The following is a 14675-nucleotide window of genomic DNA, read 5'->3' on the forward strand; positions in this document are numbered from 1 at the left end:
ATGGCTGATACAAGTATTCCTAAGGATATCGCTGATAGCCTCACAAGCATATTTACCAATATCAATACCGAACGTATTAGTGAAATTTTAGTCGGTGTTGTGCTGTGTTTTATTGGTTTTGTTCTTGCCCGTATTATTTCAAATACATTTATTAGAACCATTGGCTCACGTTTTAATGCTCATCAACGTCTGGTGTGGCGTCGCGGTATTTTTTATTTTATTTTCTTACTCTTCATTATGACGAGTTTAAAAGAAGCTGGTTTTAAACTGAGTGTATTTCTTGGCGCGGCAGGGATTTTAACCGTAGCGCTCGGTTTTGCATCGCAAACATCAGCCAGTAACTTGATTAGTGGTTTATTTTTGATTGGTGAAGGTTCATTTGAAGTCGGTGATACGATCCAGATTACGCTCATTCGTGGAAATACAATTGAAGGTGAAGTGATCTCGATTGATTTGCTTTCAGTTAAGCTACTTACATTAGACAATGTCTATATTCGTTTGCCAAACGAACAACTCATTCGTGCTCCCGTGCACAACTTATCTAAATACCCAATACGGCGTATTCCAATTACGCTCGCAATCAACTTCCATGAAGACATTATTAAAGTTCGTGAGGTTCTACTGAATGTAGCAGCTCATTATCCTCTTGTATTAGATGATCCAAAGCCTGCTGTTACAGTGACCGCATTCAGAGAATCATCAATTGAGCTTTTATTTACAATGTGGTGTCGACAAGAGAACTCTTTAAAAGTTCGAGATGAGATGCAAGAACGAATTCGAAATGGATTTTTAGATAACCGAATTGAAATTCCTGTTCCTAAAATGGGTTTGATTGATCGACCATCTAGTGTTTTTGCTGAAGATGATATCGATCAATACAGTAATCAAAAAGAATTAAATCGAGAGCCTAAAGCTTAGGCTCTTCATTTTTCTGCACAGCGGATGATGGTGGTAATGGCGCAAGATAAGCAATAATCAACATTACCCCACCCGCGCCAATAAATGAAATGACTCGAGTTAAAGTCGCACTTTGCGATAGATCAAGCAAAATCAGTTTTAATACCACAATCCCTAAAAGCGCAGCACCTACAAACCATAATTGACGAATCATTTTTCGGCTAGAGAATGTAGTTAAAATAAATGCCAAAATAACCCAGAGCAATGTCAAACTTAATTGCACCAAGCCATTTGTCCAAATTGCAGCACTCCAGAGTGGTGTTGCCCAGTAATAGTGCAAGCCTCTAACCACCACACTACTGAATACTAACAACCCCACTAGAATTGTTGTAATTTTAAAAGTCCACTCCAGTGATTTATCTTGATCAAAAGCATGCTGATAAATAATAAAGAGTAGACCAGCAAATACTGAAATTGAAAGGAAGTCTGTTAAGTTAATCAAAGGAACAAAATAAAGATTCTCAGCAGAATGCCGATCTACGCTCACTACTAGCAACCAAAGTAAGCTTAAACACCACACTGGAATTTGATGTAACAGTGTCGTTTTATGAGCCTTATACACCCAAAGGGAATAAACCACTGGAACAAAAGCCAGAGCAACAAGTGGCATTTGTGGAAATATTGCCAAACCAACCGTTGCTAATGCCAACCAGCTCAAACCAGACCAGACCTTTAAAGATCCAAACTGACCTGATTGCGGTTGAGCCATAATGAATAAAGCACTAAGAAGCGTTGCTGCGATAAGGAAAGTACCCTGCTGTAATATACTCGGCCATTTAAACAGGCTGAATACTTGACTGGTAAAGGCCTCACCCAAAATTAACACCAATAACAGGCCAATTAAACTTAACTGTAAGCTCTGCCATTGGACCCTTAGTTTGTAGTGAACCACTACACTAAATATTGATAATAATAGTATCGCAATCATCAAATATGGGCTTAAGCCATGATGTTGCCATGTCAAAATTTCTATACCAGCGATAGCACCCGCATACATACCTAAACATAAGAAAATGCCGCTAAACATGCTTGCACTAAAATAGTGTTGCTCTTTACTGTTGTATTGCAATAAATAATAGGCCGAAATGAATTGTGCAATTGCATAAATGCTTGTGCTTAGAGTCGGGAACTCTGCATTTGCCCAAAATTGATAAAACAATGCAACTGAACTGAGTAAAACTAAAATTACACCAATATATCGGCTCAAACGGTAGCGCTCAGTTACTCCCCATACAATAAGGGCCGTACCTTGAGCAACCCAACCAATCGCAGTCCAATGTGCCCCTTTCGCGAGTGGAAAGATTAAAGCAAAAAATGCAACGGCAAGGATGAAAAAGCTTTTAGCAAGAACTGAAAGTTGAGGATGGATCTTTTTGATCCAAAAAGTTAATACCGCATAGGTACCAGCCAAAACTGCAGCACCAATCGTCAACGCTTGAGTAGACTCATGAACTAAATAGGCATGTAGCGTAAAGCCTAGTACAGGCACACTAAAAATAAGACCAACATCTAAGAGCGGAGGTAAACGAATGCCTTCTTGTTGTTCACGTGCTGAAACTCGAGATATATTTTGGCTATAACGGACACTAAGCCAAATAAACAAAGCTATATGTAGCCATAAAATCCAGTCTAATGTGTCAAATTTTGCTGGTTCTGCATAAAAACCTATCGCGCTACCACCAATAAACATTGTGGCAAAGAAAGCAATCTGATTTAAGATTTTCCATGGTTGAATAAAATTAACCGCAGCAACTGCTAAGTTAATTACCAAATAGTAGCTAAATAGGAAGACTACATCTGGACGATATTGTGGAATAACTAAAGGGGCTGCATAGGCCATGCCCAGTGCTAAAATTGCCAAATAAATAGCTTGTTGTTTTAAACTCAGGAATACCGTAATAGCCAATAAGATCGTAAACAGAATACTCGCTGTAGTTAGATTAGCAATTACACCAAAATGATGTGAGAACACGAGTGTTAGGAATACAACAGCTAGTCCCACACCCTGCAATGCTACAGCAAAAAGTTGATTTTTCTTTTGCAAGCTATATCCAAATGCCGTTAATACAGCTCCAGCAATAGCAATAAAACCAAGTTTTACACCTAAACTAAGTTGCCAGTGCTCACTTGCGAAACGCAATAACAACACCACCCCAACCATCAACACAGCGACAGCAACTCTTAAAATTGGATTGCCATGAACCATCCAGTCGACTGCTGGTTGCCACCATGTACTCTGTACATGGGCTGGTTGTTCTGTTTCATTTAAAATTGCCGTTTCAACAGGAATTAACGTGTCTGTAATATTGGAATCAACTTGCACTACCGCTGGAGCTATAATTTCTGTTTGTAGGGTTTCATTTACATGCACAGTTGGTTTTGCCGACTCGAGGTATAACAGTCGAGTATTAAACGCACTAATTGTTTGAATCAAACATAGCAATAAAACCAGTAATGCCCCACCAGCAATCCACATCCAGTGATTCATATAAGCAACTAATGCAACCAAGGCGGCTGCATAAATCACTATTGTTTGTGTATGAATAGAATAAAGTGGTTTTTCCTGCTGAGAAAACTGTTGTTCTAAATGAGTCAAACGCTGATGCAGATTTGATAATAGCTGAACCAGTACGACAGTAAGTGCAATAGATAAAGCAGCAACAGCACTCTGGAATTTAAAACCAATTGAAATGGCTAAAAACAAAGTCAAAGCGATCAAAACGATGATCATTCCCTGTTTGTCTTTTTTATACATGGGCTTAGCAATATGACACCTTCATTACATGTCATCTTACTTCAAGCCAATACAAGCGTATATTTATACATACAAAATACTGCAAAAATCATAAACCTGCATTCATAGCCGTTTTCACGTAAAATACCCGTAATTCAAATTAAGGAATTGTTCAATGCCACCATTTGTCTTGGTTGATGGGTCCTATTTTTTATTTCGTGCATATCATGCATTACCACCATTGACGACCTCTACAGGGTTACATACCAATGCAATACGTGGAGCAATTTCTGCGATTCAAAAACTTATGCGTCGTATGCAACCGACGCATATGGCCGTAATTTTTGATACGCCTGAGCCAACTTTCCGTCATAAGCTTTCACCTATTTATAAAGGTGACCGCCCAACCATGCCTGAAGAGTTATCTCAACAAATTCCATATTTACATGCATTAATTAAAGCTCAAGGCATTCCTTTATATAGTCTTCCGGGTGCAGAAGCAGATGACATTATCGGAACACTTGCTAAACGTGCCGTGCTTGAAGGCCATCATGTACTTATCTCAACTGGAGATAAAGACATGGCTCAGCTCGTCAATGATCATGTCAAACTTGAAGATAGCTTTAAAGATCGTGTAATGGACACCGATGGTGTATTTGAAAAATTTGGCGTTTGGCCAAATCAGATTATCGACTATTTAACACTAATGGGTGATGCATCTGATGGTATTATGGGTGTTCCAGGCGTAGGGGCAAAAACAGCAGCTAAGTTACTGACTGAATATGGCACTTTAGAGAATATCATTGCCAATGCTGATCAACTTAAAGGCAAGATTAGCCAAAATATTAAAGATAATTTAGACAATATTAAGCTTGATCACCAGTTAGCTAGCATTGTCTGTGATCTTCCTTTAGAACTCGACTGGCATGAACTAAAACTCACTGATCCAAATGTTGATGCTTTACGTAACCTCTATACTGAGCTTGAGTTTAGAAATCAGTTACAGTCGCTTGATCATCCAAATAATCCGAACAGCTCTACTTATAAACAACAAGTTTCACAAGTAGTCGTTCAAGATGAAATTAAACCGGCTGACGCTATTGAAACCGAAGATCAAGCAAGCTTAACCAGTCAAGATGACCAGCTTGGGACTGCAAATTATCATACTGTTTTAACTCAAGAAGCATGGGATCAACTCTTGCAACGCATGCAAAATGCTGATCATTTTGCCATTGATACAGAAACTACAAGCCTTGATTACCGTATTGCCGAGATGGTTGGTTTTTCAATCGCTTTTGATGCGCAAGATGCTTACTATGTGCCTTTAGCGCATAATTATGAAAATGCACCGCAGCAGCTGGACCGTGAACAAATTTTGGCTCAAATTAAGCCTGTATTAGAAAATGAAGCAGTTAAAAAAATTGGTCATCATCTTAAATATGATGCACACATTTTTGCAAACCACGGTATAGAGCTAAAAGGCTGGTATTTCGATAGCATGCTGGCATCTTATGTACTAAATGCAGCAGCAACTCGTCATGGCATGGATGATGTAGCTCGTGTCTACTTAAGCCACTTAACCACCACCTTTGAACAAATTGCTGGTAAGGGTGCAAAGCAGAAAACTTTTAATCAAATTGAGATTGAAGTTGCTGCTCACTATGCAGCAGAAGATGCGCATGTGACCTATCGTTTGTATGAAGTACTTTCAAACAAACTTAAGCCATTTCCTGAGTTAGAAAATATTTTATATAACATCGAAATGCCAGTTGCCCGAATTTTGTCAGGCATGGAAGAAGATGGCATTCGTTTAGATCATGCTTTCTTAGATAAATTAAGTGTTGAATTTGCAAAAACTATGGAAGGTCTTGAAAACAAGGCCATGGAAATTGCAGATGAAACTTTTAATATTGCTTCACCTAAACAAGTAGGTGAAATCCTATTTGATAAATTAGGAATCAAAGGCGGTAAAAAAACTGCAACTGGACAATACAGCACCAGTGAAAGTGTTTTAGAAAAAATTGAACATCCTTTAGCGGAAATTATTCTAGAACATCGTGGTTTGGCAAAGCTCAAAAGTACCTATACGGACCGTCTGGTTGAGCAATCTCATAATGATACGCACCGTGTACATACGAGCTATCACCAAGCACTCACAGCGACAGGCCGCCTCTCCTCTTCCGATCCTAATTTACAAAATATTCCAATTCGTAGACAAATCGGCCGTCAGATTCGCAAAGCATTCATTGCACCAGAAGGCCGAGTTCTATTGGCTGCCGATTACTCGCAAATTGAATTACGTTTAATGGCACATTTTTCTCAAGATGATGCTTTAGTACATGCATTCCAGCACGGTCAAGACGTTCACCGCCGTACTGCAGCAGAAGTATTGGGTATTGCAATTGAAGATGTGACCAATGATCAACGTCGCCAAGCCAAGGCAGTAAACTTTGGTCTACTGTATGGTATGTCTGAGTTTGGCTTGATTCGTCAGTTAGGTTTCACACGTCAAGAGTCACAAAACTATATTAAGCAATATTTCCAACGTTACCCTGGTATCTATGAATACATGCAACGCACACGTCAAGTTGCATCAGAGCAAGGCTTTGTTGAAACTATTTTAGGCCGTCGTCTTTATACGCCAGATATTGATGCACGAAATGTGATGGTACGTAAGGCTGCCGAACGTGCTGCCATCAATGCACCTTTACAAGGTAGTGCAGCTGATATTATTAAAATTGCAATGATTGAAGTTGATAAAATCTTGCCAAAAGATCAAGCCAAGTTACTTCTTCAAGTACACGATGAATTAGTTTTTGAAGCCGATCAAAACATTGCTGAAGAACTTTCGAAGCAAATCGCAAAAGTCATGGAATCTGTTGTAGAAATTTCCGTGCCTTTAGTGGTTGAAGTAGGACAAGGACAAAACTGGGATGACGCCCATTAATTAATAGAAATAAAAAAAGGGCTGTGAAATACAGCCCTTTTTATTGAGTTAGCTTAAAGACCAGTTAAGAGAACTTTAGCAACTTCATTCATTAAAATTTCGGCAATATAGAGCGCCAAAAAAGCCAAAATTGGCGATAAGTCAATCATTCCCATATTAGGCAATAAACGACGGAATGGCGCAAGTAATGGTTCAGCTAAATCTTGAATCACCTCAATATAAGGTGAACGAGATTGGGTGAACATAACCACCCAACTCAAAATGATTGTTGCAAAAATTAAATAACGACAGAAACGAATCAAGTCCTGAATCATAGTCACAAATGTCAGAATCACTAAATGAATCGGACTATTTGGCATAGAGCCAGAAAGATACATTACACCGAAAATTTTCAGTAAATATAAAATAATTAAAAGAGCTAACGCAGCTAAATTAAACCGGCCTTTTGCGACCGTCGGAAAAATTCGGCCAAAAATATCAACAATTTTAGTCGCCTTTACGGTCGATAAAACCACAGGATTATAAGGACTTACTGCCGCCAATTGCATTAAAAAACGGAAAAAGACCAATAAAATCGCGACGTTAATTAAAATTCCAAAAATTAGCGCAGAATTTGCACCCATAGTTGTCTTATCCTATTTAAGCTATTTCGCACTGTCACTCAATTCTTGAGCCAATTCTTGGCTACGCTTCTGAGCAGCAGCCAATGCAGATTGAATATTTTGGGAGATTTGTGCACGGTCAAAAACTTCAAGTGCAGCTTGTGTTGTACCATTTGGCGATGTCACATTCTTACGAAGTTCAGATGGAGTATTTGAACTGGTAATTGCCATTTGAGCTGCACCTAACGCCGTTTGAAGAGTTAACGCAGTTGCAACTTTTTCATCCAGTCCTAAATTTTTACCCGCACGGATCATACTTTCCATCAGATAGAAAAAATATGCAGGGCCTGAACCAGAAACTGCTGTTACCGCATCAATTTGAGCTTCGGAGTTTACCCAAATTGTTAAGCCTGTGGCCGCTAAAATCTGACTTGTTAATTCACGATCCGAAGTACCTACTACATCATTTGCATAGATACCGTGCGCGCCAGTTTGAACCAGAGCTGGTGTATTCGGCATAACGCGAACAATTCGATTGCTATCAATTAAGTTTGATATCGTTTGAATTTCAGCACCAGCAATAATTGAAATGACCAATTTATCTGATAAAAGACCTTTCAACGGACGTAAAACAGTCGCCAAAACTTGCGGCTTTACCGCTAGTACGACAACATCAGCATTTTGAATTGCAGCCACGTTATCTTGTGTTACGTGGACTTCTTTCTCTTGTAATAATTGACGGATCTGCTCAACAGGATCTGAAACAGTAATACGTGTCGGTGGTAAACCTCTTGAAATGAGCCCGCCAATTAACGCTTGGGCCATATTACCGCCACCAATAAAACAGATATTACAATTTACTGCACTTGCCATAACCATATTCGCCATTTACCAGATTACAAGAATGAGAAATTAAATCCGGTTGCCATCCTCCTTGCTCACAATACGGAGACTGAGCCAACCAAAATCCTTTCGGTGTAAAAACCCCAAGCATAACATTATCTATGACTAATATTTGAATTGTATGACGAAGCCAAGGCAAAATATGTGCTTCTTGAATTGCTTTTTTTAATGGCCATTGCCCAACACGACCGTATAAATGGACTTTTTCTCCACCTTGGCGTCGAATTATTGTCAATTTTTTATTTAATAAAGATGGAGCCAAACCAATATTTTTTTGTGTAATCTGAAAATGCGCTGAAGCGTAATGCACTATTTCCCCCATTTGGAAATGATGCTCCGACTCTACTTCAACTGGATTTAATTTTTCAGCAAGAAAAACTTGCTTACTCAATCTATAAAGATGGTGTTGATAACGGACATAGTAAAACTGATTCCAGTGTAATGCTGCTTGTGCATCGGACTTTGAATCAATCACTTCATTTTTTAAACGCTCAACCATTTCAAATACAGGTCGATATTGCCCATCACCTTTCATCCAAACTGAAAGTAATTGACGTTGACGGGCAACTGATAAATCTAAAAGTTTAGTTAAGTCTAAACACTCAGCAGTACCACAATGTTTTAAATCAGCTTTCAAAACTTCTTCTAAAATTTCAGAAGCATCTTGCATGAGATAACTGGTTCGGCTCAGTGCTTGCTGCATTTTAGGAAATCTGTTTTGTAAAAATGGCCAAAGTTCCTCACGCGACCACGCCCGATCATAATGAATATCGTAATTTGTCGGATCATTTACATACTCAATTTCAAGTTGAGTAGTCCAATCAGCAATTTGCTCACGAGATAAGTCTAAAAAAGGACGCCAAATCGTCATGTCTACACGGCAATCCACAGACTGCATTGCAGCTAATCCATCAACACCTGCACCCGATAATAAACGGAGTATGACTGTTTCAGCCTGATCTTGCTGATGATGAGCAAGTACTAAGGTTTCATTCGGTTGCAAATGCTGTCGATAAGCTTGATAACGCGCCTGACGTGCTTGAGCTTCCAAATTACCGTCGTTAACCTGAACTTTTTGAATAATAAAAGGAATATCTAAACGAGTAGCCTGTTCAGCGACTAGTTTCCCCCACTCTGCACTTTGTGATTGCAGTTGATGATCGATATAGATTGCTCGAATCTTTTGAGGGAAAATTTGAGACATCAAATGTAGCAGCAGCATAGAATCCATGCCGCCACTACATCCAATAAGAAAAGAACTATTTTCTGAAAATAGTTGAGCCTGCTTTAAGACATTATGCCTAAATTTGCGCTGCCAAACTTCATTAAACGTTGATAACGTGCTTCGCATCGTTCATTTGCTTCCAGTGGTAGCAATTCATCCAAAGCTTGCTTCAGAACTACTTTTAGGTTTTGCATAACTTGCTCAGGGTCTAAATGTGCCCCCTCGCCTTCATCTACTACATATTCAACAATACCTAGAGATTGTAATTTGTCTGCTGTTAAACCTAAAGCTTCGCTCGCTTGAGCCGCTTTTTCAGCAGTTTTCCATAAAATAGATGCGCAGCCTTCTGGTGAAATCACAGAATAAATACTGTGCGATAACATAATGACTCTGTCAGCAACACCAATACCTAAAGCACCACCAGAACCACCTTCACCCAGTACTGTTGCAACAACAGGAACTTTCAAGCTTGAAAGTTGAGCAAGACTCGTTGCAATTGCTTCGGCTTGTCCACGCTCTTCAGCACCAACACCTGGGTAAGCACCCATCGTATCAATGAACGTGAAGACCGGAAGATTAAAACGCTCAGCCATATCTAATAGGCGTTGAGATTTACGGTAACCTTCAGGGTTAGCCATACCGAAGTTATGCTTTAATTTTTCACGGGTACTACGACCACGGTGTTGTCCAATGACCATCACAGGTTGACCGTCAAAACGAGCAAGACCACCTACCATCGCACCATCGTCACCAAACAAACGATCACCATGCAAGGCGTCAAACTCTGTAAAGATTTCACCGACATAATCTAGAAACTGCGGACGTTCAGGATGACGTGCAATTTGAACCGTTGTCCAAGCTTTGGACTGAGTAGATTTTTTCATAGGTCGAATATTATCCCTTTAATCGATAAATTTTTCCGACTGAATATTCAATTCAATGTCCCAATGCTTAAACTGCTCTTGCTCATCGTGCAAGTCGGCAACTAACAATGGCCATTGTTTGGCATCACCAGAAACACTAAGCTGCCATTGTTGATCATTTATGATGGTCAGTTCAATGGCAGGAAGCATCTGATCACTTCGACTATGGTTGAGTAAAACTGCTAGGCGAAGTAATAAACTTAAGTAAAGTAATTTATGACCACCAGCCTTCAAAATTTCGTTTTTTACATCATTTCGCAATTTACGACGATGGTGAGCAACTAAATGTGAAAGATGATTTTGATCAATTTGCGAGAAACCTGGAATATCTGAGTGCTGTAATAAATAAGCACCGTGGCGATGATAACCACCATGACTAATTGCTAAACCAATTTCATGCAAATAAGCAGCTCGACGCAGTAAGTCACTGTCTTCACTAGTTAAATTAAGAGATTTCGCAACACCATCAAATAATTGTTGTGCTGTATTTACAACTCTTTCTGCTTGCTTTGGATCTGCGTTATAACGCCCCATTAAGGCCTGTACACTACGATCACGGATATCTTCATGTTTAAATCGACCTAACAGGTCATACATCACACCTTCGCGTAATGCACCATCAGAATATGCCAAACGATCAATTTCTAAAACTTCAAAAACTGCGTACAAAATTGCCAATCCGGCTGGCAAAACTGCTCGTCGATCTTCTCTTAGTCCTTCAAAATCAATTTCAGAAACATTTTTAAACTTAAGCAATTTATCTTTAAGTTTATATAGTCCTTCTCGAGTGACATTTTCTTGTTCATCACTTAAGCCCATATTGACCATAATTTGGCGACAGGCTTTAATCGTTCCACTCGAACCAACGACTGTATCCCACCCTTCCATTTTATAAGTCGTTGCAATAGCAGAAAGTTCTTTACGAGCAGCAACTACGGCCTTATCAAATGCTTTTTGTGTAATTTCCCCATCAGAAAAATAGGCCGTTGTATAAGCCACACAACCCATTTGTAATGACTCAGTATAAATGGGTTCAAACTCTTCACCGATAATGAATTCGGTAGAACCACCACCAATATCAACAACTAAGCGACGTCCACCATTGGCCATGGTATGCGATACACCCAAATAGATTAGACGGGCTTCTTCTCGTCCTGCAATAATTTCAATAGGTTTAGGTAAAATTTCTGCAGCTTTTTGAATAAATTCATGACCATTTTTTGCCTGACGCAAAGCATTCGTAGCCACAATTCGTAAACGATTAGGTTGAACAGAGCTCAATCTTCCAACAAAACGGGCTAGACATGCTAAACCACGCTGCTGCGCGGCTTCCGTTAAATTTTTATTTTCATCTAAACCAGCTGCAAGCTGTACTTTTTCTGACATCGAAGCAACTTTTTTAACTTCGCCATGATCTACCCGTGCAATTGCAAGGTGAAAGCTGTTCGACCCCATATCTATGGCGGCAAGTAATTCTTCATCAATCAGAAAGTCAGACATTATTGAACTAAACCCATAACAATTCACGCCTAGAGTAATTCACAAGAATGCAATTGAAAAGCCATTTTCATCAACAATTAATAGCCATCGATATTTTTCTATTTGTTAAATGATTGTACAAGCCGATGATGAATATCGTGAGCATCCATTAGACAAATTTAGTTAAGCCTTGAATAATAGCATCAAACCCTTACATTGAACTAAGTAGCTATGTAATACTGATAGAGATAATTTCTCCTGTAGTAATAGCACTTTTTCTAAAAATTGGAGCCGTACCATGTCTGCGACTATTGTAAATACAACTGATGATAACTTCCAAGCAGATGTTCTAGACGCTGAAACACCTGTACTTGTTGACTTCTGGGCAGGTTGGTGTGCACCTTGTAAAGCAATTGCACCTGTTCTTGAAGACCTATCAAGTGAATATGCTGGTAAAGTAAAAATTGTTAAAGTTGATGTAACTTCTTGCGAAGATATTGCGGTGAAATACAATATCCGTAATATTCCTGCTTTATTACTTTTCAAAAATGGTGAAGTTGTAGCTCAACAAATTGGTGCTGTACCTCGGTCTAAACTTGTTAGCTTTATTGATGAAAATGTTTAAGTCAAAATGCTAAGAATGAAAATACGCTATACTTTTTTATAGCGTATTTTTTTCGGCTATAAATTGACAAATTAACTAAGCTGGCTTATATTGCATGCTCAAGAGGCACTGAAGGGAATCATCTTCGTCCGGCTTCTTACAAGACACAAACATAAAGATCGCCACTCGGCAACAGAAATTGTTTTTTCACATTTTTCTTCGAAACAATCAATCAGACTTCTGAATTGTTATTGTGTAAATACAATTGCGATAATCTTTTTTGTATGCGAGCGATTTTTCTTCTTTTTAAACCACACTCTACTCTTTCCTAATTCTGACCCTTATGAATTTAACTGAACTCAAGAAAAAACCAATTGGTGAATTAATTAAAATTGCTGAATTTATGGGCCTGGAAGGTATGGCTCGTAACCGAAAGCAAGATATTATCTTTGCCATTTTGAAACGCCATGCAATGAATGGCGAAGAAATTTTTGGTGATGGCGTTCTTGAAATTCTCTCTGATGGTTTTGGTTTTTTGCGCTCTGCGGCAGGTTCGTATTTAGCAGGTCCGGATGATATTTATGTGAGTCCTTCACAAATCCGACGCTTTAACTTGCGTACAGGTGATACCATCACAGGTACTATTCGCCCTCCAAAAGAAGGTGAGCGTTATTTTGCGTTGCTCAAAGTTAACCAGATTAACTATGACACGCCAGAAAATTCTCGAAATAAAATTTTATTTGAAAACTTAACCCCCCTTTTCCCAACTGAACAATTGGTTATGGAACTCGGTAATGGTACGACAGAAGATTTAACTGCTCGTGTTGTTGACTTAGTTGCGCCAATTGGTAAAGGACAACGTTCTATTATTGTTGCACCGCCGAAAGCAGGTAAAACAATGTTACTTCAAAATATTGCTCAATCTATTGTTAGAAATAATCCTGAAGTATTCCTGATTGTTCTATTAATTGACGAGCGTCCAGAAGAAGTAACTGAAATGGAACGTACTGTTCGCGGTGAAGTCATTGCTTCAACATTCGACGAAGCTCCTGCTCGCCACGTACAAGTTGCAGAAATGGTAATTGAAAAAGCAAAACGTCTAGTTGAACATAAAAAAGACGTCGTGATTCTTCTTGACTCTATTACCCGTCTTGCTCGTGCTTACAACACCGTTATCCCGTCATCAGGTAAAGTATTAACTGGTGGTGTAGATGCTCATGCATTAGAACGCCCTAAACGTTTCTTCGGTGCTGCACGTAATATTGAAGAAGGTGGATCTCTTACGATCATTTCAACTGCTTTGATTGAAACAGGCAGTAAAATGGATGACGTAATTTATGAAGAATTCAAAGGTACAGGTAACCAAGAGATTACACTTGATCGCCGTATTGCTGAAAAACGCGTCTTCCCTGCTATGAATATTAAGAAATCTGGCACTCGTCGTGAAGAGCGTTTAATGGATGATGATAACTTACGTAAAGTATGGATCCTCCGTAAGCTTCTACATCCTATGGATGAATTGGCGGCAATGGAATTCTTACTTGATCGTATGAAAGAAACCAAAACAAATGATGATTTCTTCGATCAGATGAAGCGTAAAGCTTCAACTTAATCGATTAATCTTCAATAAAAAGCCACTCTTTTGAGTGGCTTTTTATTTGGTTGACAAGCTTTACACAAAAATACATTTTGCAGTTTTTTATGTAATTTTACTTATAAGCTTTTGATAATAATTATTTTTGAATTAAAAAAAATATGTTTTTTAGTAGCTTACCTCTACCTTTTCCAATACACTCGAGCCGATTGATTGTTTTTTTCTGTTAAAAAACAGACTGTTTTTCTGTTTTTCATACATTTTTTTGACAGACGACAGTAGTATTTCAGCATTTGCAGTGATAGCATAGCGGCAGACCAGTTAGACTGCTCCATGCGTTGTTACCTAGCTACGTTTTAGGAATAATAAAAGCAAAACAGTCCAACTTAGGTTTTTTTAATCTCAAATCTTTTTTGTGAGAGTGATGCCATGTTATTCAAAAAATTTGCTGTTGCTGCTGCTGTAGCTGCTACTTTAGCTTTCGTTGGTTGTTCTAAGAAAGAAGAAGCTCCTGCTGCTGCTTCTGAAGCTGTAGCTGCTGCTTCTGAAGCTACTGCTGCTGCTTCTGAAGCTGCTGTAGCTGTTGATGCTGCTGCTTCTGACGTTGCTGCTGCTGCTTCTGAAGTTGCTGCTGCTGCTTCTGAAGTTGCTGCTTCTGCTGCACACTAATCTATAAAGATTAGATAAAAAGAGGACTTTCTGTCCTC

At 38.9% G+C, this 14675-nt stretch carries 12 protein-coding genes; 5 read left to right on the forward strand and 7 right to left on the reverse strand.

The genetic code is table 11. The features are described from left to right. Positions 1-918, forward strand: coding sequence for a mechanosensitive ion channel family protein (locus MJX77_RS02260; RefSeq protein WP_049837853.1), 918 nt, complete (start codon positions 1-3; stop codon positions 916-918). Here the strand turns inward: MJX77_RS02260 and MJX77_RS02265 are convergent. After that, positions 908-3712, reverse strand: coding sequence for a DUF2339 domain-containing protein (locus MJX77_RS02265; RefSeq protein WP_252060464.1), 2805 nt, complete (start codon positions 3710-3712; stop codon positions 908-910). The genes MJX77_RS02260 and MJX77_RS02265 overlap by 11 nt on opposite strands. A gap of 154 nt (positions 3713-3866) precedes the next feature. On the opposite strand from MJX77_RS02265, the gene polA reads away from it, so the two are divergent. Next, positions 3867-6638: a DNA polymerase I gene (gene polA, locus MJX77_RS02270; protein WP_252060465.1), complete on the forward strand. Its 2772-nt coding sequence runs from the start codon at positions 3867-3869 to the stop codon at positions 6636-6638. A 53-nt stretch (positions 6639-6691) separates the two neighbouring features. Here polA and MJX77_RS02275 read toward each other — a convergent pair whose 3' ends face one another. Genes MJX77_RS02275 through ppx form a run of 5 tightly spaced genes read right to left on the reverse strand, consistent with a single transcriptional unit; the run spans position 6692 to position 11791 of the window. Next, positions 6692-7261 (reverse strand): YggT family protein, encoded by a 570-nt coding sequence (locus MJX77_RS02275; RefSeq protein WP_004794512.1) that lies wholly within the window; start codon positions 7259-7261, stop codon positions 6692-6694. A 21-nt stretch (positions 7262-7282) separates the two neighbouring features. After that, the gene (proC, locus tag MJX77_RS02280; RefSeq protein ID WP_081399200.1) at positions 7283-8119 is read right to left on the reverse strand and encodes a pyrroline-5-carboxylate reductase; all 837 of its coding nucleotides are present in this window, start codon (positions 8117-8119) and stop codon (positions 7283-7285) included. Then, entirely contained in the window at positions 8091-9374 is a 1284-nt protein-coding gene (gene tilS / locus MJX77_RS02285) for a tRNA lysidine(34) synthetase TilS (protein WP_252061300.1), read from the reverse strand. Before tilS ends, proC begins: the two co-directional genes overlap by 29 nt. Positions 9375-9430: 56 nt before the next feature. After that, positions 9431-10252, reverse strand: coding sequence for an acetyl-CoA carboxylase carboxyltransferase subunit alpha (locus tag MJX77_RS02290; protein WP_013198918.1), 822 nt, complete (start codon positions 10250-10252; stop codon positions 9431-9433). Positions 10253-10270: 18 nt separating this feature from the next. Further along, positions 10271-11791: an exopolyphosphatase gene (gene ppx, locus MJX77_RS02295; protein WP_004794521.1), complete on the reverse strand. Its 1521-nt coding sequence runs from the start codon at positions 11789-11791 to the stop codon at positions 10271-10273. Between the two features lie 277 nt (positions 11792-12068). Between ppx and trxA the strand changes: the two genes are divergently transcribed. After that, the gene (gene trxA, locus MJX77_RS02300) at positions 12069-12395 is read left to right on the forward strand and encodes a thioredoxin (RefSeq protein WP_003655060.1); all 327 of its coding nucleotides are present in this window, start codon (positions 12069-12071) and stop codon (positions 12393-12395) included. A gap of 322 nt (positions 12396-12717) precedes the next feature. Then, a complete protein-coding gene (rho, locus tag MJX77_RS02305; RefSeq protein WP_004794523.1) occupies positions 12718-13986 on the forward strand; it encodes a transcription termination factor Rho in 1269 nt (422 codons plus the stop codon). A 164-nt stretch (positions 13987-14150) separates the two neighbouring features. Here the strand turns inward: rho and MJX77_RS02310 are convergent, their stop codons facing one another. After that, positions 14151-14303 (reverse strand): hypothetical protein, encoded by a 153-nt coding sequence (locus MJX77_RS02310; protein WP_107880773.1) that lies wholly within the window; start codon positions 14301-14303, stop codon positions 14151-14153. Positions 14304-14397: 94 nt separating this feature from the next. Between MJX77_RS02310 and MJX77_RS02315 the strand changes: the two genes are divergently transcribed. After that, the gene (locus MJX77_RS02315) at positions 14398-14637 is read left to right on the forward strand and encodes a hypothetical protein (RefSeq protein ID WP_252060466.1); all 240 of its coding nucleotides are present in this window, start codon (positions 14398-14400) and stop codon (positions 14635-14637) included. The last annotated feature ends 38 nt before the right edge of the window (positions 14638-14675 follow it).

It is taken from the genome of Acinetobacter sp. AHP123 (genome assembly GCF_023757925.1).
Classification (GTDB): Bacteria; Pseudomonadota; Gammaproteobacteria; order Pseudomonadales; family Moraxellaceae; genus Acinetobacter; species Acinetobacter oleivorans.

Coding starts and splice junctions, on each gene's coding strand:
- MJX77_RS02290 (WP_013198918.1), bottom strand. CDS start 10,252: ATGAAAAAATCTACTCAGTCCAAAGCTTGGACAACGGTTCAAATTGCA.
- MJX77_RS02265 (WP_252060464.1), bottom strand. CDS start 3,712: ATGTATAAAAAAGACAAACAGGGAATGATCATCGTTTTGATCGCTTTG.
- MJX77_RS02275 (WP_004794512.1), bottom strand. CDS start 7,261: ATGGGTGCAAATTCTGCGCTAATTTTTGGAATTTTAATTAACGTCGCG.
- MJX77_RS02310 (WP_107880773.1), bottom strand. CDS start 14,303: ATGGAGCAGTCTAACTGGTCTGCCGCTATGCTATCACTGCAAATGCTG.
- polA (WP_252060465.1), top strand. CDS start 3,867: ATGCCACCATTTGTCTTGGTTGATGGGTCCTATTTTTTATTTCGTGCA.
- trxA (WP_003655060.1), top strand. CDS start 12,069: ATGTCTGCGACTATTGTAAATACAACTGATGATAACTTCCAAGCAGAT.
- tilS (WP_252061300.1), bottom strand. CDS start 9,374: ATGGATTCTATGCTGCTGCTACATTTGATGTCTCAAATTTTCCCTCAA.
- MJX77_RS02315 (WP_252060466.1), top strand. CDS start 14,398: ATGTTATTCAAAAAATTTGCTGTTGCTGCTGCTGTAGCTGCTACTTTA.
- ppx (WP_004794521.1), bottom strand. CDS start 11,791: ATGTCTGACTTTCTGATTGATGAAGAATTACTTGCCGCCATAGATATG.
- rho (WP_004794523.1), top strand. CDS start 12,718: ATGAATTTAACTGAACTCAAGAAAAAACCAATTGGTGAATTAATTAAA.
- MJX77_RS02260 (WP_049837853.1), top strand. CDS start 1: ATGGCTGATACAAGTATTCCTAAGGATATCGCTGATAGCCTCACAAGC.
- proC (WP_081399200.1), bottom strand. CDS start 8,119: ATGGTTATGGCAAGTGCAGTAAATTGTAATATCTGTTTTATTGGTGGC.